We start from the raw sequence: 21,763 nt of genomic DNA, 5'->3' as shown, positions 1-21,763 counted from the left end.
AGGCTTAGGTGGTAGCTAGGTACCTGGCGTACTCGGGATTCTCCCTAGCGTACTCCCTCGCTACCTCGAGCGCCACCCTGTCCATTATCGCTATAGCCTGCGGGGTGAGTACCCTACCTTTACGGGTTCTCCTCACCAGCTGTGCCTGCTCGAGCTGCTGGAGGATCTTCCTGATTACACCTCCGCCAGCCTTCCTAAAGTGAGGGGGTCTGACACCCCTCCTCTGCCTACCGCCGTAGACGACTCTCAGCTCGGTCAGCCCGACCGGCTCGCCGGCCTTGTACATCTTTCTGAGTATACTCGCGGCCCTAACGTACCACCAGTCCGGGTCCGAAGGCGGCCTCTCCTTGAAGCAGCCGGTTTTAACAAACAAGTACCAACTGGGCGGCTTGACCTCTGGCACGTTCTCTTTCAAGTACGCGGCCAGTCTCTTTATTAGCCTGTCTGCTGGGACCTCCAGCGCGTTGACCATCCCAAAGCACTCCCTTAAGCAAGCTAGATGTAGTTTAAAATCGTTAAGGTGTTTTAAATGTTAATAGACAGCTGCCGAGTCGGCGCCGCGCTTCTTAACAATGATAAACGTGTGCCCCCTAACGTCTCTAACGACGCCGCCGGTTCTCGAGGCAATCTCTCTAGCTATCTCCTCTACATCAGACCCGCTTGCCCTTAGATAAGACTTGAGCACACGGACCTTCACCACGCCCCTCTTACTCAACCTCGTCTTAACTTCTTTCACAAAACCCTCTGTAATACCCCTTTTACCTAGTTGTACATCTACCTTGCCCTCGAGTCTCTTCCTGACCTCCTCCTTGATTTTATCATGAACCTCCTTCTCCAACCGCACTCTAGGCATGTAACAACCAGCCTTGAGCCCTTACCCTCGCTAACTATCCTATACCTTGCTGTTAACCCGGGTATTAAAGGTATGTAACACCTCCTGCAGTACCCTCTCCTAATACTCTTGGGCGGCCTCGTCCGGCTCTTACCAGCGATGTCGACCAATAACTCGACGTACCTTCTCGCCAAGTCCTTGTCGCCGCTCCTAACCGCTTTTAGCGCCATGTCGTAGAGTATGACCATTCTCTCCTTCGCTATGTCCCTGAGGACGTCTTTCAAAACCGTGCCTCCGCTAACCCTATTTAGACTCTTGCTGAAGAGCGTGCTAAATAAACCACCTCCCGCGATCTCATTCGACGAGGTGGAGAGTGTGAAGACACTGACCATACTACTCCTAGAGTCCGGGCTCGAGCTCGTACCGCCAGAGATAAGGCGCGAACAATCCGTTGTTAAAAACGCGAGAAGGCGGGATAAAGACCCGTCCAGGGTACTACTCGATATCTCTATCCACTACCACGCTGCCAGGAAGCTCAGAGACTGGGTTAAGAGGGGGCGCCCAGACATAGTCCACACGACTCTTCTACAGGTCCTCGACGGGCCGGCTGGCAGGAGTGGTCTAGTCAACGTGTTCGTCCACACCTACCATGGACGTATCATATCTTTCAAGACGGGCGTGAGAATACCCCGCAACTACAACAGGTTTGTGGGACTAATGGAGCAACTTTTATCCGAGGGTAGAGTCCCCCCTGGGGAAGGTGAGCCCCTGATCAAGATTGAAGACTACGGTCTAGAGGACTTCGCTCGTAGAAACGGCTTAAAAGGTATTATACTACTCTGGGAGAGGGGCGAGCCCAAAGGGCTTAACACCATAGTAACGGAGGCCCTGGAGAACAACTACGCCGTAGGTATAGGGGGATTCCAACAGGGGGACTTCGATACAAAAACACTTCAGATCGCTACAGTGAAATATTCCATCTACAAAGAGTCGTTGCCGACATGGATCGTGGCATCGCGTCTGATCACAGCATTTGAAGTAAAGCTAGGTTTATTAAGCCCTTAACTAAATAATTATTGTTAGATCTAGATCAAATAATCCAAAATGGTGATCTTTCACTTCTACGGTGTTTAATAATTAGGTATAATAACGAAATTATCACTCTCTTTTAAACCTACTAAAACCAATAGTTTAACAGCAAGAATACTTTTCAAGGGTTTGGATCAGGTGAAATTTTCATGGATCAGCAGATCGTGAGTCATAAAATAGAGAGCAAGGTCGACCCACTAGTAGAGTACGCTAGATGGAATAGTTTAGACGTAAACGAGAACGCTAACAGGTATATGGGTCCTACAGGTTTCTTCAGCTACCTACTCGAGGAGTATATGAAAAAAGACCTACTGGACTTGATACCCTCGAGAATTCTGAAAGCCCATAAGGCGGGGCTGATATACATCCACAAGCTACCCTACAGTATATACATACCATACTGCTCGGGCCACAGTGTTAGCAGGCTTCTGGAGAAGGGCCTGAAGACTTTCACAGTCGTGTCGAGGCCGGCCAAACACTTCGATACCTATGTAGACCACATCGCCAACTACCTGATAACCCTACAGCACTACTTCACTGGTGCTCAAGCATTCTCAAGCGTTGAGTGGTATGCTGGTCCATTTATTAGAAACGACAAGCTGGACTTCAAGACCGTTAAGCAACAAATACAGAGGTTGCTCTTCAACCTCAACTACCCGACTAGAGTCGGTATGCAAACACCGTTCACAAACTTTACCGTCACAATGAACGCTGCCAAGAAGGCTCTTGAGGGAGATTACGCCGTGTACGACGGAAAGAAGGTCGAGCCTCTCGGGGCATACGAGGACGAGGCCAAGACGTTCTTGAAGGCGATGTTCGAACTGCTCATGGAGGGCGACGCCGTTGGACAGCCGTTTACGTTCCCTATACCGACGCTCATGACCACTGCCTCTTGGATCTGGGACGACCCCGAGATTCACGAGCTAGTGTTCAAGACCGCGGCTAAGAGGGGTAGCTTCTACTGGCTCAACACGAGGGTTGTCGACCCCGACGGGTCTTTCGCGATGTGCTGCAGGATTGCCATCGACAGAAACGAGCTCATGTACGCGTACTCTAAGACAGGAGGCTTCAGCCTAAAGGGTAGTTCGCTTACGAGGAAGGACCTCGAGGAGGCTGAGGAGGAGTACTGGAGTAAGCTGGAGAGGCAGAGGTTCGGAGGGCTATGGGCTATGCCAGACATAACAGGTAGCGTGAACGTCGTCGACGTTAACCTACCTAGGGTTGTACTCGAGTCCCAGAGAGAGGAGTCCAAGTTCTGGGAGTTATACGAGGAGAGGCTCGAGCTGGTAAAAGAGACTGTCGACTGGTTCAGGCAGAGGTACGTGAAGCTCATGAAGCAGTACCCGGGTCTCTACAGTATGATACTGGAGTACATGCCTGAGTTCCCCTCTAGCCACTTCAACACCATTGGTTTAGTAGGACTACCCGAGGCCGCCGCGATCTACATGGGAGAACCCAAACTATGGCTCGAGGGGTCTAGGAAAGACTGGTTGAGAGCCGCCGAGTTGATGAGGAAAATGGTGGAGTTCGCGACCAGCCACGCAAGGGAGTGGATGAGGGAGGCCGGTACACCGTGGAACGTGGAGGAGGTCCCCGCGGAGTCCGCGTCGCCTAAGATGGCCTCTATTGATATGAAGCTGTACCCCGAGCTAGCCGAGTACCTTCCCGACCCGGAGAACCCGGTGTACAGTACAAGTATAGCGCCGTACTATGGCGAAATCGATCTAGCCGAGAGGATAGAGATTGAGGCTAGAGTCCAGAAGTATTTCACAGGAGGAGTTATGATGCACATATTCCTCGGCGAAGAACCGGAGCCGGAAGCCCTCGCAAAGCTCGCCAAGAGGATCATGGAGACGGACATCGTTTACTGGAGCTTCACACCTGCCCTGACATACTGCCCCTCGTGTAATAGGACCTTTACCGGCCTATACACTAAGTGCCCGGTGTGTGGCAACACAAACGTGGAGATCTGGAGCAGGATCATAGGGTACTACAGACCACTGAAGAACTGGAACCCGTACAGGAGGAAGGAGTTCTGGACTAGAAAGCACTACGCGTAGCGCGAGGGTCATGAACGGGTTTTTGTTATGGAGGACATCAGACTTGTAGGAGCTGGTTGGAAGAATGTTAGTCTAGTCGACGTTGTAGACTCAGTCACTTTCACCCTATGGCTCTGTGGCTGTAATTTGAGATGCCCCTTCTGCCATAACTGGAAACTCGCCGTGAACAACCCGGAGAGGTGTAGACTCCTTGATATCGAGAGATTGCTTGACGAACTAAACGCGGCCAAGATGCTGGTCGACTACCTTCACGTGACCGGTGGAGAGCCCCTAGTACAGTGGTATGAGCTGGGTAGATTACTCAGATTGGTGAAGAACAACATAGGGGGGAGGACCAGCGTTAACACAAACTTAACGTTGTATTCACCACTGAGTAGGCTCCTCAAAGAGGGGCTAGTTGACCACATTGCCACGGACCTGAAGCTCCCTCCTGAAGTCATGTACGGACACGACTCCGAGACGGCCTCGAAGTTATGGTCTCTATACGAAAGAGGGCTTATGCTCGTAGCCGACTACGGTGTACCTCTAGAGCTGAGAATCCCTATTACCAAGTTTAGTAAACCAGCCCTCGTAGCAGAATACCTGGTTAAAATCCAACCCTACCTGTCCAAAATCGGCAAGCTTATTGTTGTTGTCCAGCCGCTACTCGGTGAGCCGGTTACCACGCCGAGAGACCCTGAGTGGTGCAAGCTCTTCTGTAACCCGGACAACGGTCTACTAGACGGGGTTGCCGAGACGGTAACCAAGCTGGGCTTCCGCGTAAGGGTAAAAAAGTGGTTGTCCAGCTGAAATACACCGTTTTAATCCCTGCCAGCGATACCTGGTGCCGGTAGGATAGCTGGATGCCAACTAAACACTACCCTTCGGCCAGGCTTGTAGCTAGACTACCCGACGCGCAGAAACTCATTGCCATCTCGGCTAAGCTCACCATTACGCCGAAAGACTTCGAGAGTATCGCGGAGAAAATGGACGAAAACAAAATAGAGACGTGGATTACCGAGTTGGTTAAGAGAGGGCACGGTAGCCCACTAGAGCACAGCATCTACGTGTTCGAGGTTGTTTGCAGCAGGGTGTGTAGCCACCAACTGGTTAGGCACAGGCATGCCTCGTTTTCCCAGCTAAGCCAGAGGTACAGCGACAAGTACCTGAGAAGTTTGGTGTCTAGAGCCAGAGAAGTAACTGGGTTGACGGGCGATGACGTTGGCGAGGTCGAGGTGATAGACAGGCTCCTCGAGATGGGGCTAGACTTCGATACTCTCCTAGACGTTGTCGGCGAGGCCTTCATCGTGCCCCCAAAGGTTGTCGAGCTTAAGAACAGGGTGTTTCTGGAGAGGTTGCTTGAGAGCGTTAGAGACTACTACGAGGTTCTCAAAAGCGGGGTTATTTACGAGGACGCTAGGTTCCTCCTACCCCAGGCCGTGAAGACAAGGGTCATTGTGAGCATGAACGCCCGGGAATTACTCGAGGTATTCATACCATTAAGGACTTGTAGCAGAGCCCAGTGGGAGATCAGGTGGGTTGCCTGGGCTGTAAGAGAAGAGCTCGTTAAGGTCGACCCCCTCATATTCAAATTCTCCGGCCCACGCTGTGTCCTCATGGAGAACAGAGCCAGAAGCAGTCCGTGTAGCCTAGAGGACTTCGCGGGTAAGAAGTGCTCTTTCACAATTGAGAGATGCCCTGAGCTGGTGCCGAGAGACAAAATACAAGAGTGTCTCTTCTACTCGGTCTCGGAGTTCCAGAGGTACACACGGACAAGCTGAGTTCACGAAGTAGACTCCACTAGTATACTGAAGGTTATTAAATACCCTATTGGGCATTGGTGTAACGCGCGACCGCTAACAAATCCCTGTTATAGAGCTCGCTGTAAGAGAAAACGGGACCGTGATAGTTGTTCTGCCAACGAACTACCAGAGCGTTGTCCCCGCAAACTTCAGGTCGGAGACCATATACGAGAACTTCTACTTGAGAATTGTCCTTGTGTCTTCCTGAACTGAGATGAACTACATCTCGCCTAACCCAACCCTTTAATGAGTAACGATAGGTAGTAGATAGTAGTGGTACGAGGTGACGTTATGATCCTGAGCGATTGGGATATCAAGGTCTATCTCGAAAAGAAACTCCTCGTGATAAACCCTCTTCACGAGGATACTGTGAGAGAGAACGGCGTTGACCTGAGGTTCGGGGACGAGTTCTGCAGGTTTAAGACGGGGGGTGTAATAGACACGAGGGAGATGAACGTAACAGACTTCCTTGAGTGTGAGAGAGTCGGCGAGGGGGGATTTCTAATAAAGCCGTACGAACACGTCCTAACAACAACCCTGGAATGGGTGGAGCTGCCAGCCGATCTCGTCGGTCTGGTCAATCTGAGGAGTACCTTCGCTAGAGCCGGTATCTACATACCTCCTACAGTGATAGACGCCGGGTTCAAAGGAGAGGTGACTATTGAAATCGTTGGAGGTCCCAACTCCGTTAAAGTGTACCCTGGCCAGCGTTTCCTCCACGTAGTTTTCCTTAGAACGAGTAGCCCTGTCTACAAGCCTTACAGTGGCAAGTACCAGGGTCAACGTGGTGTAACACCAGCGTTAAAGGACAAGAGCTAGAGGAGACTTTATTCCTAGTGCCGCCGCCGGGATTTGAACCCGGGTGTCCCGCACCCTCACGGGCCTAGGGTGTCACGGGCTCGAGAGGCCCGCATACTTGACCGGGCTATACTACGGCGGCTCCTTCTAAATCTATAAATAGAGGAGTTTTAAATTTCAATGCCTCCCCTATTTAACATTAGCCCCCAGCTCGACGGCTTGACACGGTGTTGAGCGTGTTCTCGCCCGGCCCCGTATACGAGCTATCATCGATCGTCGGAGCCCTCGTAGTCGTGCTGATAATCCTCTCATCCCTACTCAGAGGTCCTCTACTCAGAGTCGTCGTTACCATACTTGGTCTAGTGGTAGTAATCCTACATTACACTGTGATCTATCTCGTCGTTACCTCTACTGGCGTCCAGTTAACAGTCCTACCACTACTCATCACGGAGTCGACTAGCAAGGGCTCGACACTCTACCCCGACATTGGACAAATAATAGTCTTGGGCATTCTATTCATCTGGTGGGACGAGATAGCCGGCGCATTCAAGAAACACGAGCAGCACAGTAATGGTGGGGGCGTCTGACCCTAGCCAATACTATACGGGGACCCTTCTCTACTCGGTTCTCGCTTTCTCTACTTCCGACGAGGTGAGGAGTAGGTAGCTTAAGTACAAGGACCTAGACTGCTCCCCTAGGAACGCCTCTATGACGTTCTTGGTCTCTGGATACATTTTACCCTTCTCGAAAACGCGTGTAATCGACAGGGACACGCTCTCGATACTGACACCTGGCGTGAGCAACCCCGTCTCGACAAGGGCGTCTCTCAAGCTCAGGCCCCTGAGCCATTCTGGTCTACCTACCTCCCTTATATCGATCAGCTTACCGGGCTCAGCGTTTTCGAGTACTCTGACCAATGTTCTGAGATTGGCCTTCTTTAGTTGCTCTAACGTCTTATCTTTGGACTCGACCACGAGCTTGTAGTCCTCGTAGTCGACTTTCTCGGCTATGAGTGCCTCGAGAGACCTTAACGACTCCGGCGGCTTAATGTAGGGTATTGGCGGGTAGGACTCCACGACGTTGTACGCGTCTTCGCCGTCGAAGAAGCTGAGCCCCGCGATCATCACCGGTCTAGGGGAGTCCTCGCCTGACACCTCCGTAAACGCGTAGAGGGCGCCTATCTTCAAAGCCTTGCTAGGTTTCGGGATTTTCACCCTGACCCCCCTCACGAGAAGCGGGAGCTTCTTTTTGGCAACAATGTAATCAATGACCCTAAGGACCTCCTGCCTGACGACCTCCCAGTTAAACTCGTACGAGACTAGTGTAGAGTACGCTAGTTCGTCTATCTGGGATAGCAATATTCTGTCGAGCGGTGTGAATGTGTATTCTTCAACAGCCCTCCTAACGGTGTCCCAGTCTATGCTGTCTATTAGACCCGCTGACTCGGGTTCGTGGAGGTTGAAGTACTTCGTCTCACCGACTTTGACGACATCGTACATTATGGTCTCGAAGGCTATACCGAGCCTCTTCCTGAGAATTATCATCAGGCTGGCGAGGGCCAGCTTGAGGAGCTCAGCGTTCTCTGCGGGGTCTACGTCAAACTTGTATCCGTAGGTGAAGTCCCTGTACTCGCCTCCTGTCGGAGTTGGGAGGTATATGTTCCTCCTATCGTAGAAGACGATGGTCTCTCCCCCGACCCTTATCGACTTGGGTTTCTCGGACCTCACTGTCCATATACAGCGGTTTGGGACTTTCTTGTAGACCCCGAACCCCCTCGAGGGCACGTAGACCACGCAGAGCTCGTAAGACGATATTCTTCCAGCTAGGATGTCCCTCAGTATGTTCGGCTTCTCGCCCCACCCGTCCTTTATGTACCTGTACTCTTCCAAGGCGAGCCTGAACGCGTCGTCCTGGTAGAAGTCTATCTCCCTGAAACCTTTCTCTATCACCCTCGCGACCCGTCTCGTACTCGCAGCCTTCTCTAGGGAAACAACTATTGCCTCCTCCCCGTAGTCGATGCAACCCGGCTGAAACCTCTCTACGAGGTCGCAGTGTCCTATCGGTTCTAAGGCCACCTCTTCGCCGCCCTTTACCAGGTACCTCTTGATACCGTACGGTGGAGCATACTCGTAGAAGTTGATTTTTTCGTAGACTCTTCTCAGGTAGTCTAAGCTGACTCTGTCGCTCGAGAGCAGACCTGCTTTCTCTAAGGCCTCCTTCTCGAGCTCACTCAACTCCTCTTTAAACCACGGTGACAAGAGCTTCGTCAGGCCAAGGAACAAGTGGAGATACAGGTTCCTCGGGTTGATTATCGTCTTCTCGGCTCCGAGGTTAAGCCACTCTTTGAGCGCCTCAAAGCCGTTGGCGAGCAGTTCTCTGTCCCACCGACCAGTGGGTATTATTACGGTTTCCGAGTAGCCCAGCTCGGCTCTCCTCCCTTTCCTCCCCTCTCGCTGGTAGTACTCCCTAACGTCGTCAGGCAGACCTAGGTGGACCACCCTGGCTACCTCGCCAATGTCTATCCCCTGTGAGAGAGTTCTGGGGGATATCAACAGCTTGATAAACCCCTTCCTCGTTTTCTCCTCTATTTCCTCCCGTTTCTCCTTCGGTACCAGGTGATGGTGTGTCGCGGCAGGAATTCCTTCTCCTAACTTGTTTTTGAGGTCCCTCAAAACCTCCTCTGCTTGGCTTATACCCTTAGTGAAAACGATTGTGACGTAGTCGTCTTCGAAATAGCCCTTCAGTATTTCAACGTAGTCTGGGTGAATCGGGGGCACTTCTAATCCCAGCGACTCGAGGAACTGGAGGTAGAAGTACGGCTTCTCGGCAAAAACGTCGAATTTTTCCATGGCCACCCTTACTTCCGGGGGGATTCTGCCCCTCAGCTCAGGCCTCTCTACTTCGCGCCTCAACCTCTCCCATATCTCCCTGAGGTTTTTACCTAGGACAATGTAAGTCCTGTTTTCGACCCTGAACGGCTTACCCCTAATTACACGGTACTTCCTTCGAGTGACCTCCTCTAGGAATAGGCCGAGATCCTCCGGGTTGGATATCGTCGCCCCTAGCACGGCGACTTGAGGCTTCTTGTCCGACACCTTCCCTAGAATTTTGAGTATAGCTAGTAGGAGGGCTAAACTGCGAGGACCGTAAAAGTCTATCTCGTCGATAACGAGTAAGTCTAGACCCTTGTAGAAGTTGTGTAAGAGCGCCGAACTCTGGGTTATGAGGAACTTTTTCAAGTCGTTTAAGAGGAAAGCCGGGTTTGTCACCACGATTTTGACCTTCCCTAGCTCTTCGACCAGCCTTCTCCTCCCTCCCGCGGACAGCCGCTTGACCCGTATACTGTCGAGCTGTGTGAACCCGATTTTCAACAGGCCAGAGTAATTTGCTATCCTCTTAACTTGGTCGTTCGCGAGCGCTAGCGTCGGGTAGACGGCTATTACCTTGAGGGGTGTGCCCCTTCTAACCTGGTCCAAGACGTATAAGACCCACGCCTCAGTTTTACCGCTACCGGTGCCGGAGATCAGTATAACGTTCTCACCGTTCTTCAAGGCTTCAAGAGCTTCGAGCTGGTGCCTGTAGAGTCTCTTACCCCCTATGCTCAGCCCGCTAAACTCGGGCACCAAGTCCGAAAACTTCACGTCCACGTAGTCTGGGTTAGAAGCCTCCTCTACCTCGTAGTAGTACTTGTAGCCCAGCCTTTCGAGCAGAGCCTTAGTATCGACTCTCATACTCTGTACTCCTGACACCTATTAATCAAATGGGGGGAGGCCCTAATTTACCACTCCTACGCCCCGTTTCTGGCCGCCTCGCCCTACCTCCATGCTCTACACGAGTCTGCGTAACTGGTATTTGCTTAGACTACGAGCCCTAGTTTAATAGATAGCCCCGAGTCTTTATGTTTAGGTGACTTATGAGATGGGTGTTAGCCTACTCCAGTTGTTCCTAGAGTTCATGAAGATAGGGTTCTTCATGTTCGGCGGAGGGTATGGTGGGATAGCGTTATTGTACAAGGAGCTAGTTGAGATCAACAAGTGGATTAGCGAGGACGAGTTCGTCAAAATACTAGGTATCGCAGAGAGTACGCCGGGTCCCATAGCGATTAACTCCGCGACTTACATCGGCTACAAGCTAGGGGGCATACCCGGCTCGATACTTGCTACTATGGGCGTGGTAGTGCCCCCCTATCTGGTGATACTAGTAATAGCGATGTTCCTTACGCGCTACATGTTCACAGAGGCGGCTAGAATTGTGTTCAGAGGTATAAACTCCGCCGTGGTAGCGCTCATACTCTACGCGCTAGTAACCGTCGGCAGGAGCGTCCTCGTCGTCGAGAGACCTCCCTTTATCGACGTGATCTCGGCGGTCATATTCGTGATAGCCTTCGCGCTACTATACCTAGCGAGACTACATCCAATATATGTGATCCTCGCCTCGGCGGGGTTGAGCATACTTATCAGACTAATACTCGGGTTGTAAACCGGGACTTAGTCGGCGTGGTTTTTGAGTCTTTTAGCACTGGCCGGCTCTACGTGTACTGTAGCCTCATACCCGAGCTCTTTCCTCAAAACGTCTTCTATTAAAGTAGCTATCTCGTGCGCCTCCGAGAGAGACATGTCGTCCGGTAAGTGCACGTGGAGGGTCACCTCTGTGTGTTCGCCGTACTTGTGTACGTGTATGTGGTGTACGCTCTGGACTTTCGGGCTCACTTTCTTGACCACGCTTACTATCTCCTCTACTTCCTCCCTCGACGGGGCTCTACCAAGTAAGACGCTCGAGGCGTCGAGGACGATCTTGCCCCCTGTCACCACTATGAAGGCCGATACCACCAACCCCATTACGCCGTCGACCCACCAGTACGTGCCACCGGCTGTCAATATAGCGAGAGCTAGTAGCCCAGTCGCTATTGCGTCGCTCCTGTGGTGCCACGCATCACCTTTTATGGACTCAGAGTTAAACTTTTCCCCCAGCCTGAAAGCCCACATGGCCAGGGCTTCCTTGACAGCTGCGGAGACCAGTAGAACCAAGACTAGTGTGAGCGAGTACACTAGTGTCTCCCTAGAGACGAGCCTATCATAGCTGGATACAGCGAACTCGTACCCCACCACACAGAGCAGTACACCTATTATGATGGCGGCCACTTCCTCGGCTCTTCCATGGCCGAAGGGGTGCTCCTCGTCGGGCTTTGTGTATGCCACCCTGAACCCCACGACTACGACCGCAGAGGTCAAGCTGTCGGAGAGCGTGTGAACAGAGTCTGCTATGACTGCGATCGAGTTGAAGAGTACACCATAGTAGTATTTAACCACGAAGAGAGCGGTGTTGACTACTATCGAGACTACGCCCTCTAGGTATCCTGCTCTCTTGCGGTCTATCCTCATTTAAACACCGTCTCTATCAAACCTCTAACACAGAAGTTCTAAAATACGTCACTAGCCTAAAGGCGCGAAAGCCCCTCCCATAGCATCGAGAGACACAGACCCGCGCTGCACCAGTACTAGGAGGTATAGTGATCTTTATGCTCCGGCTCGTTTATCCGAAGTACCTCGATAGGCGGGGCCACCGGCGCTTCGGGGAGGAGGTTTTGGCCCAGTAAGTCTTGCTGGGTATGACAAGAGGTTACTAGGGACACCTCGACTACCACGGTTAAGGGCGACCGATAACCCGATCCTTTATATTGAAGCTTGCTCTACTTCGTGGGAGTAGGGAGAGTGTGTAGACCCGATCCCGGTGAGATCGTTGGGGTTCAAGCAAGTTACTGGAAACACCGGTAACCCGTGGACAGGTCTACTATGAGTTCCAACACTTATCGTTGAAGCTGTGAACCAGGGTCTTGAGCTATACGAAAAAGTCGGAGAAGGGGGGTCTAGCGTTTCTTCTACATTATCTACGGAGACAACACTAGGAATATGTCAAAAACAAACCGCGGTGGAACCTACTTGGCGATGTACGAAACTGTCTCGTGAACGCCGGGGGCGGGATTCGAACCCGCGCGGGCGTAAGCCCACTGGCTCTCAAGGCCAGCCCCTTAGGCCGCTCGGGCACCCCGGCTCTACTTATCTTTATCCTTTTTCAAGGTCTTTAAACCGTGCTCACTACTTCAAAACGAACCCGAGCCGTAACGCCTCGAGAACTTTCTTTAAGGGGTCTTTTAGTAGTTCCGAGGCATACAACGTGATTAGACCTGCCGCAAACCCCCCTAAGACGTCTGATGTCCAGTGGACACCCAGGAGTATCCTTGACAGGCAGACTGCGAACGCCCAGGTGTATATAGCCAGGCTCCACGCGGTACTCGATCTCTTACCAGCGTACAGCGCTAGCGCTACTGCTCTCGTGGCGTGACCGGACGGGTAACTGTAGTACTCCACTGACATCAACGCAGACACTGGTTGAACTAGACCGCTCAAGCCAGGTCGCGGGACTCTGAAGATCAGCTTGAGGGTTGCGTCGAGCAAGACGGACAACATCAGTAGAACCGCCACCTCGTAAGTATGCACTCTGAGCCCCCTTGAGCGGACAAGGTCTATAACAGCCATTGCGATCCAGACCACGCCGAGAAAAACTATGCTCGCCGTACTAGATATCGCAACAACCACGACGTTGTCAAACCTTAGTCGCTCGTAGACATAGTAGTCTAGACCTCTCAGAAGCCCCAACAAGACTGCCGCAGACAATGCTCCAAAGAGCGCTAGCGAGTAAACTAGTTTGAGACTAGTTTCTACCATAGCTAGCACCAGCCCTTTAACTATAATGAGCCTTGTAATTAAGCGTGTCTAGGTAGGGTAAAAAAAGTATGTGGCCTACGAGGGTTAGGAGTGCGGGTTATATAGGCTTGGCGAAGCCCCACTTCTCCAAGGCTCTCGCGAGTTCTTTGTGGTCTTTCGCGTACTCTTCTAGGGGTATCCCCTTTATTATCGCATCAAGAGCCTGCCTAACTGCAGTAGCTCCCGCCCTGGGGCCGTCTGGGTGCCCTATTGTACCTCCACCTATCTGCAAGACGAGGTCTGTACCAAGGGCTTCGATCACTATTGGTAGATTACCGGGATGTAGGCCGCCAGAAGACACGGGCATCATTGGCTTGATGTGGTACATCTTCTGAGGTAGGTGGAAGTCGTCGTCGGGATCGGGCTGGTAGTCCTCCGCCCTGAGCATCTTGGCTATCCTGACCACGTCTAACTTGGCGCCCTCGAGCTTGCCCGCCCCCGCCGTACCTATGTGTAGTTGGTCCATACCTATGAACCTGTACAGCTTAGCGAGTGCGAACATTGAAATACCGTGGTAGGGGTTTCTCGTAATAGCAGCGTGCATCGCTCTGTGAGCGTGAATCGCTAGCTTGTACTCCTCCGCGAGGTCTCTAATGTAGGTTAGAGCCGACCAGCCCGTGACGACAACGTCGACCATTATATAGGGGTTACCGTAGTCTGCCACCAGCTTAAGCCTCTTCTCCATCTCTCTCACGTCGGCAGTTATATTGGCGAACCAAGCTTTCCTCTCACCTGTCTCTTTCTCGACTTTGTCGATGATCTTCATGATCGACTTTGCCCTAGCCTCGAACCGGCAGAAGCTAGGGCTGGCCAGGTTCTCGTCGTCTTTTATGTAGTCCATTCCTCCCATTAGAAGCTCGAGCGCTAGCTTCTCGACCTCCTCGGGAGTATAGCCCACTTTAGGCTTAGGCACAGTCCCTACAATGGGTCTGTCGTGGACTTTGAATATCTCTCTTACCCCTTTAACGCCCTTGAAGGGGCCTTTGAAGTACTGGAGGAACTGCTTCGGCAGGTAGATATCCTCCACTCTCAGACCCTCAACTCTCCTCATACCGAAGATGTTGCCAGCGACACTTGCCAAGAATGCCGGCATGTTCCCTTCCTCGAACAGCTCGACAGGGTAGGCTACTCTGACAATGTAGGAACCGTCCTTCAAGTCCTTGAAGTAGTAGGCTCTACCACTTAACTTCTTAACCCTCGAGACATCGTACCAACTGAACAGCGTGGTCCAAGTGCCAGTGCTACTCTCCGCCGCTACCCCGCCTGCCGCGTCCTCTACAGTAAACCCGGAGGCCGGCTTGACTCTGAAAGTGACTATCACGTGAGTATCAGGGTCTGGCTGGTATTTTTTGTCGACATACTCGGGGTATGGTTCGAAGCCCTCCTTAGTCAAGACGATCCCTCACTCAAAGAATATTTTGGGTTATTTCACGATTAAATCTCCAACCTTGGGAAAACCAATAAGTTTGAGGGTACCCAAATTGGTTGAGGAAAAAATTGTATACGCGGATCCGGAGGGGAGATTCTACTTCCTGGAACACACGGGTGACATATACGTTAAGGCGGTAGGGGGCGACATACTGGAGCTTCTCGAGAACGCGGGAATAGCGCTTTTCGAGAGCATGGTGGACACTAAGAGCGTTAGACCGGTATTAGAGAGAGGTGTTAGCGCTGAAGGGTTCGACTTAGAGAACTTGCTGTACAGGTGGCTCGAGGCTCTCCTCACAGTCTACTACTCCGAGAGAATTATGTGTGGAGACCTCGAGGTACACAAGTTAGAGATTGAGAGGAGGGATAACGAGCTCAACTATAGAGTTAGCGGTAGGTGCGTGGGGGAAGTCTTCGATCCCACGCTACACGAAGGCCGAGTAGAGGTCAAAGCCGTCACGTACAGTTTGATGAGGATCTTGAAAGACGACAAATGGACTGCTTACTTCGTTCTCGACATCTAGTGTAAAACTAGCTTTTTAAGAGTAAGTGAGCACTCGTCGCAGAAGAACCTCTCCTTGGAGTCTACATCGACTATACTGTTACTGAAGCTCATTACACACCTCTTATTGTGGCAGTGGGGTAGGCCGAGTAGGTGTCCCAACTCGTGCACTACCTCCTTCGCCACCCGTTCTACGTAGAGGTCGAACTTGGCCGGCCTCCCGTAGAACTCCTCCTTCAACCTCTTAGTGAAGACCACTCCCGTCCTCTTACGAGGCTCCGCGAGTCCGAATACAAAGTTTAAGCCAGGCTCGTAGCCGTCTATCATTCCCACCCCGACGAAATAACCCCCTTCGTCTAGACTCGAGACCCCCCTGTACAAGTCCTCTATTATACAGCCAGCTCGATACTGCATCCTGTCCCAGTCGTAGCACTTCAAACTGGGCTTAAGAACCTCTGGCCAGCTGTATACCTCAAAATCCACACCAGCCTTGCTGTAACTCTCGCGAATCATGCCAATTATGGTGTCGAGATATTCGACGACGCCCGCTTGAGTTAAAGGGATAATGTAGAGCTTAGGCAATCGACCACCTTAGGAGTCAAAATGCCGCCGCGGGGACTTGAACCCCGGACATCCCGGTCTTCAGCCGGGCGCTCTCCCAGCTGAGCTACGGCGGCCTCTGCATAATCTGAATCACGCATGGGGGATTTTAATACTTTAACAACGAATAAAATAGATTTGCACAGCTTTCTCGTTGCGTGGGGTAGGATCTTGATCGCGGCCATATTAGCGGGGGGTTTCGGGAAGAGGTTGAGGCCCTTCACAGAAGACGTCCCCAAACCCCTGGTCCAAGTAGCGGGGGAGGCCATCATAGACTGGCAGATCAAGTGGTTGAAGAAGCACGGTGTGAGGGAGCTCGTGATACTTGCCGGCTACAAGAAGGAGAGACTCATAGAGCACCTGGGTAGCGGGGGTAGACATGGTGTCAAGATAACTTACGTTATCGAAGACGAGCCGCTGGGCACAGGCGGGGCTATAAAGAACGCCGAGCATGTTTTGTCTAAAAACGACGTCTTCATAGTGGTAAACGGGGATATACTCACAAACCTAGACCCCAAGAAGCTCGTAGTCAAACTCGAGGAAGACAGGAAGCTCCTGGGAGTCATCGCGTCGATACCGTTGCCCAGCCCTTACGGGGTGTTGAGGATTGAGGGGGACAGAGTGGTAGGTTTCGTGGAGAAGCCTATTATATCCGACTACTGGATTAACGCCGGTATATACGCTTTGAGACCCGAGAGTTTAAGGTACTTCCCCGAGAAGGGGGATCTAGAGAAAACCGCGTTCCCTAAGATGGCTGAGGAGGGCGTCCTAGGCGTTGTGAGGTACGACAACGTGTTTTGGAGGGCTATAGACACACACAAAGACTTGGAGGAGGCGTCTAACCTCATCTCAAACGTCCTTAAAGGAGAGCTATGATCAGCATTTCCGGCTCACATCACGGTTCATGAGACCCTCTTCTCATCATCCAGCACTTCTTAATTACAGTAGTAGTCTTTTAAAACAGTTTGCTATCACGCCCCGCTAATCCTCCTCTGGGATAGAGTTTCCTGAAAAACTTATTACAATGAGGCACCTTAAGATATACTGGTGTAATTGTGGTCCATCAGTACATAAAGGAAAAGACTAAAGAGTTCTCGGAAAGCGAGAAAGAAGAACGTTTCAAGTATTTGGGTAAAGAAGTCATAGATGTAGGTGACCCTGGTTTAGACAGCATACCAGAGTTCTACGGTATTGCCAACGCGATCTGGAGGGACTGGAACGAGGGGAAGATAACGACTAAAACCGCTATAGGGAGACTGCTACTTCTCAAGTTACTGACTAATAAGAACAAGAACCACAAGATAAAGGACATACCAGAGGAGGAGCTTGACGAGGTCAGAGCCTTCATAGACTACGTCGTAAGGGTGATAAGATCCGGGAGCAAAAAACGCGGCGAACCCGAGGAGGAAAGGTCTCTCTCGTAGCTGTATTACAGTCCTCCCCACAATAATCGCTTTTTTACTAATCCACGCTACGCGTAGACCTGGGCTTATAGGTTTATAAAACAATGCAGTGTAGATGATATTCTTGGACGCGGCGGTCGTCTAGCCTGGAATAGGACGCCGGCCCCCCAAGCCGGAGATCCCGGGTTCAAATCCCGGCCGCCGCATTCGGCTCAAACACGTCCTCCTCACCCTTATCCCTCTTTTGCCAGCGCAACCAACAAAACTACCGCTGAGAACAGAAGGAACACCACGAAGAGGGCCACCTGTACACTCACTTTCACCACCCACAGGTCTTGTTGAGGATTTGTAAAATCTCTAAGTTGACCTCTTCTACATTGACTATGTTGTAACCTGGGGAAAACAAGTGCAGGTTCGCTACGTTGTTCTTTGCGGCATTTTCTAGTAGGAGCTTCACGAGTAGATGACGTGGTAAACCTGTTTCATTAGACACTCTATCTACCTGCTCCAACGCGTAGTTTAGTGGTACGTACGGGTCCGCACCTGAAGAGGTCATATTAGTACTGAAGGGGTGGAACAGAGGGCTCGACTCGTTGTAGTGCGCCACTAGAGAGGAGGCTATAACCCTCTCGCAAGCCACGTGTAGACTTCCCTCAGCTTGCCATGGTGCTATCGCATGTGAGACCAGCCATACTACGGCCGGGTACACGAACCCCAACACGATCATTAGAATTAAGAGGAGAGCCACCAGACCAGCGAGCCTAACCACAGCCTTGGAGACGTTCACCAGTGGACCACCCCGTAAATAGACCATGCGACCGCAGTATCGATCAACTTGATCGCGACAAACGGTATAATAGCCCCGGTGATACCGTACACGATAAGGTTCCGCACCAGGAGCTTCTTGAAAGTGGAGACCTTGAAACCAGCCCCTCTTACTGCGAGCGGTATTAACAACGGGATTATGATGGCGTTGAAAATCATGGTCGCTAAAACCGCTGTCACGGTGTTGTACAGGTTGAGGAAGTTTAGGAAACTCGCCTGGGGGACAACTGTTGAGATGATGAACGGGAGTATAGTGAAGTACTTGGCTATGTCGTTCATTATACTGAAAGTCGTTAGAGCGCCCCTGGTCGTCAGTATAGACCTGCCGAGCTTGATAATGTCGACTATCCTGGCGGGGTTGGAGTTGAGGTCTATCATATTGGCAGCCTCTTTAGCGGGCCTTGTACCCGTGTGCATTGCAACACCAACGTCAGCCCTCGCGAGCGCCGGGGCGTCATTTGTTCCGTCGCCCATAACCGCCACAACATGCCCCTGTTTCTCTTCTCTCTCTACCAGCAGCAACTTGTCCTCGGGCTTAGCCTGGGCGTAGAAGTCCTCGATACCGGCCTCTTTTGCGATACTAGCCGCAGTATACGGGTTGTCACCCGTGATCATGACCGTTTTTATACCCATTAGCTTCAGCTCGTGGATCTTTTCTCTGATGCCCTTCTTCAACCTGTCCCTCAACACGACGAAGCCAACTAGGACGTCGTTGAAGGCCACTAGTAGTGGGGTGTCCCCATGAGATCCTATAGTCTTCACAATGTCCTCTATCCTAGGGTCTTTGTCGATGCCCAGGAGTCTTAATATGGCGTCTGGAGCTCCTTTTACTATCCTTACCTCCTCGCCGAGACTCCTCATGGCTAAAATCTCCTTCTCAATCCTGGACAGTGGTTGACCCTCCGGCTCCCCGAACATTCTCTTACCTCCCCGCCACGCGAATACTATACCGCCGTACCTCTTACTAGGAGTGTAGTTTATCCTCGACGCGACCATCGCCTCTTCCACCAGTACTTTGGCTGGGACGTAACCTTTGTCTTCAGCCAGCTCGATTATCGACTTCGCCTCGTGAGTGGAGTCGCCTACAGAAGACAGGTACGCTGCGATCGCGACGTCTCTCTCGCTATAGTTGTTCAGCGGGATGTATTCGACGGCGCTCCTGATACCCTCGGTAATAGTGCCAGTCTTATCGAAGATCACGACGTCTACGTCGCCCGCTGCCTCCACCGCCTTACCCGACTTGGCGATAACGTTGTGGCTCGCGAGCCTCAGTACACCCGATATCCCTATCGCAGGCAGTAGCCCCCCTATAGTTGTCGGCATTAAGGCCACTAGTAGTGATATCATAAGAGACGGGTCTGGGTAATTACCGAAGGCGCCCAATACGAAGTAGAGTGACGCCACTACTACCAGGAAGATCAGCGAGAGGCCGAGTAGTAGCATCGACAACATTACCTCGCTCCTCATCCTCGCTCTTTTGGCCCCCGAGATCAGGGCTATCATTTTGTCGAGGTAGCTCTTGCCCGGTTCAGCAGCGACCTCTACAACGATCTTGCCCGTTACCACTCTGGTTCCAGATATGACTCTGTCGCCCTTACCCTTGAAGGCGGGCTCCGACTCTCCTGTGAGCATCGACTCGTCGACGAAGGCCTCCCCCTCGACTACAAAGCCGTCCTGAGGGATGTACTCGTTCTGTTCTACCACTACATAGTCCCCGATCCTCAGCTCACTAGACTTGACGTCGACCACCTTGTCGCCGACCAGTTTATGTGCGACAATCTCTTTCTCGAACCGTTTCAGGAAGTCAACCCTAGCCTTCGCCTCGTGCTCCGAGAAGGACTCCGACAGCGTCGAGAACCATACTGTGATTAGTAGAATGGCGAAGACGCCTACATAGAACCACGTGCCCAAATAAGGCGAGGGGTATAACACGAGGGGTAACTCGAAGAACGCTCCCAGCTCTACAATGAACATTATCGGGCTTGTCTTCAGTAGGTAGAGGGGGTTTAGCCTTTTGACAGACTCGGTTAAAACGCTAGTCCATTCTACTTTAAACTCGCTCAACTTACCCACCCATGAGCAGGGGGCCTATCGCTAGGAACGGGAAAAACGTTAACGCTGTCAGAATTAGGATCATAACCACAGAGAATACTACGAACAGCAACCCCTGAGTTTCGACGGGCTCCTCGGCAACGCTTCTCTTGGCTTTACTGATGTCATCGGCTATCAGTAGGAAAAGGAAAATAGGTAGATACCTGCCCAAGAGCATGACTATAGCTGTCGACAGGTTCCAGAAGACCGTGTTACCGAGAGGCCCTAGGTAGCCGGAACCGTTGTTGGCCGCCGCCGAGGTGTACTCGTACAAGACCATTGTGTACGTGAGAGGGTCCAATCTATTCGAAAAAGCTGTGTACTGCCTTAGTACTAGAGCTATGGAGGTTGGCACGAGAATGATTGCGGGGTGTATCAGGAATATCACTGTAGATAGCTTGACCACTCTAGGAGATATAGGGATGTTAATGAATCTCGGAGTCTTACCTACCATTAACGAACCGATGAAAATTATTATGAAGACGTAGACGAGCAGATACAGTAGTCCTACTCCATCGGCCCCGGGGACAGCCTGTATGAACATAGCGGTGAGGAAGGCGACTATGGCCGAGGGCTTCATGGCTAGCAGACTCGAAGCTGTAGCCCCTGTATCCGATAAAAGAGAGGCCGTGTTGAAAACTAGGGAGCCAGGGTAGCCGAGCCTCGGCTCTACCAGGCTGTTTAGAGGGGGCACACCGCTTGCTACGGAGACGCCGACGATTATGAAAGCCGTTACGTAAGCTACGGCGAACAGAGAGAGACCTCTTCGCTTCCCTAAAACCCTACCGAAAGCAAAGAGCATACTCGTGGGTATGAGGAGCATTAAAACAGACTCTATGAAGTTTGTGAGCCCGCTCGGGTTTTCGAGAGGGTAGGCGGAGTTCGACCCGTAGAAACCACCGCCGTTAGTACCCAGGAGTTTTATCGCCTCGAACGAGGCTACTGGGCCTAATCTCAACATAAAGGACCCGGAATACGGGTTGTCTACTCGAATCCACTCGTTGAAGGTTTGCGGGACGCCTAGGACGGACAACAGTACTGCGCTGACAATGGATAATGGTAGCAACAGTAGTCCTACTGCCATTACCAAGTCGCGATAGAAGTTACCTGCGCTCTCCCCAATCAGCGACCGGAGGAAGGCTAGCGAGACTGCTATACCTGTAGCGGGAGCCAAAAACATTGTCGAGCCAATGACTACGCTCTGAGCCATGTTCGTGAGAGTCGTCTCGCCGATGTAGTGCTGGAGATTCGTGTTCGTAGCAAAGGATACTGCTGTATTGAAAGCCAGGTCCCAAGAAAGGTCGGCTCCGCCGAAGAATAGTCCCTGTTTAGCGAGTAGCACTGTGTCGATGGCTATTAAGATGAAATTGAAAAACAGTAAGTCTTTAGCGTAGTCGGTGAAGGACTTGTTAGTAGTGTCTAGGCCTATGCGGTCTAAGCACCTGTAGACTACCTCCAGGACTCTCGGCGGCTTCTTGTGCCATTCAACGACCATTTTTCTAATAACCCCGCTCAGAACGTAACCCGTCATAACGGTGACCAAGAAGATGTTAAGCCAGTAGACAATTAGCGATTGAATCATAGAAACAC

21 protein-coding genes and 4 tRNA genes are annotated in these 21,763 nt (G+C 51.7%); 11 read left to right on the top strand and 14 right to left on the bottom strand.

The window, feature by feature from the left end; all coding sequences use genetic code 11:
• Nucleotides 1-4: 4 nt before the first annotated feature.
• From TCELL_RS01950 to TCELL_RS01940, 3 genes are read right to left on the bottom strand one after another with little or no spacing between them, the layout of a single operon-like run.
• Nucleotides 5-472, bottom strand: a complete 468-nt coding sequence (locus TCELL_RS01950; protein WP_014737051.1) for a 30S ribosomal protein S19e — start codon at nt 470-472, stop codon at nt 5-7.
• A 60-nt stretch (nt 473-532) separates the two neighbouring features.
• Nucleotides 533-844 (bottom strand): YhbY family RNA-binding protein, encoded by a 312-nt coding sequence (locus tag TCELL_RS01945; RefSeq protein WP_083829948.1) that lies wholly within the window; start codon nt 842-844, stop codon nt 533-535.
• Nucleotides 775-1,224, bottom strand: coding sequence for a ribonuclease P protein component 4 (locus tag TCELL_RS01940; protein ID WP_157864682.1), 450 nt, complete (start codon nt 1,222-1,224; stop codon nt 775-777). The genes TCELL_RS01945 and TCELL_RS01940 overlap by 70 nt, the downstream gene beginning before the upstream one ends.
• Between TCELL_RS01940 and TCELL_RS01935 the strand changes: the two genes are divergently transcribed.
• The 5 genes from TCELL_RS01935 (at nt 1,208) to dcd (ending at nt 6,581) form a co-directional block, all read left to right on the top strand.
• Entirely contained in the window at nt 1,208-1,897 is a 690-nt protein-coding gene (locus TCELL_RS01935; protein ID WP_238529031.1) for a 16S rRNA methyltransferase, read from the top strand. The two genes, TCELL_RS01940 and TCELL_RS01935, sit on opposite strands and share 17 nt — an antisense overlap.
• Before the next feature lie 173 nt (nt 1,898-2,070).
• Nucleotides 2,071-3,981, top strand: coding sequence for an anaerobic ribonucleoside triphosphate reductase (locus TCELL_RS01930; RefSeq protein ID WP_014737047.1), 1,911 nt, complete (start codon nt 2,071-2,073; stop codon nt 3,979-3,981).
• A 27-nt stretch (nt 3,982-4,008) separates the two neighbouring features.
• The gene (locus TCELL_RS01925) at nt 4,009-4,770 is read left to right on the top strand and encodes an anaerobic ribonucleoside-triphosphate reductase activating protein (protein WP_014737046.1); all 762 of its coding nucleotides are present in this window, start codon (nt 4,009-4,011) and stop codon (nt 4,768-4,770) included.
• A gap of 53 nt (nt 4,771-4,823) precedes the next feature.
• Nucleotides 4,824-5,741 carry an FAD-dependent thymidylate synthase gene (gene thyX / locus TCELL_RS01920; protein WP_014737045.1) on the top strand — a complete coding sequence of 306 codons (918 nt, stop codon included), beginning with the start codon at nt 4,824-4,826 and terminating at the stop codon, nt 5,739-5,741.
• Nucleotides 5,742-6,053: 312 nt separating this feature from the next.
• On the top strand, nt 6,054-6,581 hold the full coding sequence (gene dcd / locus TCELL_RS01915) for a dCTP deaminase (RefSeq protein ID WP_014737044.1): 528 nt from the start codon (nt 6,054-6,056) through the stop codon (nt 6,579-6,581).
• Nucleotides 6,582-6,599: 18 nt separating this feature from the next.
• Here dcd and TCELL_RS01910 read toward each other — a convergent pair.
• A tRNA-Glu gene (locus TCELL_RS01910) sits at nt 6,600-6,702 on the bottom strand.
• A gap of 88 nt (nt 6,703-6,790) precedes the next feature.
• On the opposite strand from TCELL_RS01910, the gene TCELL_RS01905 reads away from it, so the two are divergent.
• Entirely contained in the window at nt 6,791-7,147 is a 357-nt protein-coding gene (locus TCELL_RS01905) for a hypothetical protein (RefSeq protein WP_162097822.1), read from the top strand.
• 30 nt (nt 7,148-7,177) lie between these two features.
• Here the strand turns inward: TCELL_RS01905 and TCELL_RS01900 are convergent, their stop codons facing one another.
• A complete protein-coding gene (locus TCELL_RS01900; RefSeq protein ID WP_014737042.1) occupies nt 7,178-10,291 on the bottom strand; it encodes a DEAD/DEAH box helicase in 3,114 nt (1,037 codons plus the stop codon).
• A 187-nt stretch (nt 10,292-10,478) separates the two neighbouring features.
• Here TCELL_RS01900 and TCELL_RS01895 point away from each other — a divergent pair, with 187 nt between their 5' ends.
• Nucleotides 10,479-11,039 carry a chromate transporter gene (locus tag TCELL_RS01895; RefSeq protein ID WP_014737041.1) on the top strand — a complete coding sequence of 187 codons (561 nt, stop codon included), beginning with the start codon at nt 10,479-10,481 and terminating at the stop codon, nt 11,037-11,039.
• Nucleotides 11,040-11,047: 8 nt separating this feature from the next.
• Here TCELL_RS01895 and TCELL_RS01890 read toward each other — a convergent pair whose 3' ends face one another.
• From TCELL_RS01890 to rbcL, 4 genes are all read right to left on the bottom strand, one after another.
• A complete protein-coding gene (locus TCELL_RS01890) occupies nt 11,048-11,941 on the bottom strand; it encodes a cation diffusion facilitator family transporter (protein ID WP_014737040.1) in 894 nt (297 codons plus the stop codon).
• Nucleotides 11,942-12,527: 586 nt separating this feature from the next.
• Nucleotides 12,528-12,611: transfer RNA gene (locus TCELL_RS01885), tRNA-Ser, on the bottom strand.
• 44 nt (nt 12,612-12,655) lie between these two features.
• Nucleotides 12,656-13,285: a phosphatase PAP2 family protein gene (locus TCELL_RS07290; protein WP_014737039.1), complete on the bottom strand. Its 630-nt coding sequence runs from the start codon at nt 13,283-13,285 to the stop codon at nt 12,656-12,658.
• A 97-nt stretch (nt 13,286-13,382) separates the two neighbouring features.
• Nucleotides 13,383-14,717 carry a type III ribulose-bisphosphate carboxylase gene (rbcL, locus tag TCELL_RS01875; RefSeq protein WP_014737038.1) on the bottom strand — a complete coding sequence of 445 codons (1,335 nt, stop codon included), beginning with the start codon at nt 14,715-14,717 and terminating at the stop codon, nt 13,383-13,385.
• Nucleotides 14,718-14,790: 73 nt separating this feature from the next.
• Between rbcL and TCELL_RS01870 the strand changes: the two genes are divergently transcribed.
• Nucleotides 14,791-15,276, top strand: coding sequence for an archease (locus TCELL_RS01870; protein ID WP_238529030.1), 486 nt, complete (start codon nt 14,791-14,793; stop codon nt 15,274-15,276).
• Here TCELL_RS01870 and TCELL_RS01865 read toward each other — a convergent pair.
• Complete coding sequence (locus TCELL_RS01865; RefSeq protein WP_052307201.1) at nt 15,273-15,836, bottom strand: archaemetzincin family Zn-dependent metalloprotease; 564 nt, start codon at nt 15,834-15,836, stop codon at nt 15,273-15,275. The two genes, TCELL_RS01870 and TCELL_RS01865, sit on opposite strands and share 4 nt — an antisense overlap.
• A gap of 22 nt (nt 15,837-15,858) precedes the next feature.
• A tRNA-Phe gene (locus TCELL_RS01860) sits at nt 15,859-15,931 on the bottom strand.
• A gap of 94 nt (nt 15,932-16,025) precedes the next feature.
• On the opposite strand from TCELL_RS01860, the gene TCELL_RS01855 reads away from it, so the two are divergent.
• From TCELL_RS01855 to TCELL_RS01845, 3 genes are all read left to right on the top strand, one after another.
• A complete protein-coding gene (locus TCELL_RS01855) occupies nt 16,026-16,730 on the top strand; it encodes a nucleotidyltransferase family protein (protein ID WP_048162922.1) in 705 nt (234 codons plus the stop codon).
• A 179-nt stretch (nt 16,731-16,909) separates the two neighbouring features.
• Nucleotides 16,910-17,278, top strand: coding sequence for a hypothetical protein (locus tag TCELL_RS01850; RefSeq protein ID WP_014737034.1), 369 nt, complete (start codon nt 16,910-16,912; stop codon nt 17,276-17,278).
• A 109-nt stretch (nt 17,279-17,387) separates the two neighbouring features.
• Nucleotides 17,388-17,463, top strand: a tRNA-Gly gene (locus TCELL_RS01845).
• Between the two features lie 113 nt (nt 17,464-17,576).
• On the opposite strand, the gene TCELL_RS01840 is transcribed toward TCELL_RS01845, so the two are convergent.
• From TCELL_RS01840 to TCELL_RS01830, 3 genes are read right to left on the bottom strand one after another with little or no spacing between them, the layout of a single operon-like run.
• Entirely contained in the window at nt 17,577-18,044 is a 468-nt protein-coding gene (locus TCELL_RS01840; protein WP_202945694.1) for a potassium-transporting ATPase subunit C, read from the bottom strand.
• Entirely contained in the window at nt 18,041-20,155 is a 2,115-nt protein-coding gene (locus tag TCELL_RS01835) for an HAD-IC family P-type ATPase (RefSeq protein WP_014737032.1), read from the bottom strand. Before TCELL_RS01835 ends, TCELL_RS01840 begins: the two co-directional genes overlap by 4 nt.
• On the bottom strand, nt 20,148-21,755 hold the full coding sequence (locus TCELL_RS01830; protein WP_014737031.1) for a potassium-transporting ATPase subunit KdpA: 1,608 nt from the start codon (nt 21,753-21,755) through the stop codon (nt 20,148-20,150). Before TCELL_RS01830 ends, TCELL_RS01835 begins: the two co-directional genes overlap by 8 nt.
• Nucleotides 21,756-21,763 lie beyond the last annotated feature (8 nt).

Origin of the sequence: Thermogladius calderae 1633 (genome assembly GCF_000264495.1) — an archaeon.
GTDB classification, from domain to species: domain Archaea; phylum Thermoproteota; class Thermoprotei_A; order Sulfolobales; family Desulfurococcaceae; genus Thermogladius; species Thermogladius calderae.
Note: the sequence above shows the minus strand (reverse complement) of the source record. Positions and strands in the feature narration are given on the sequence as shown.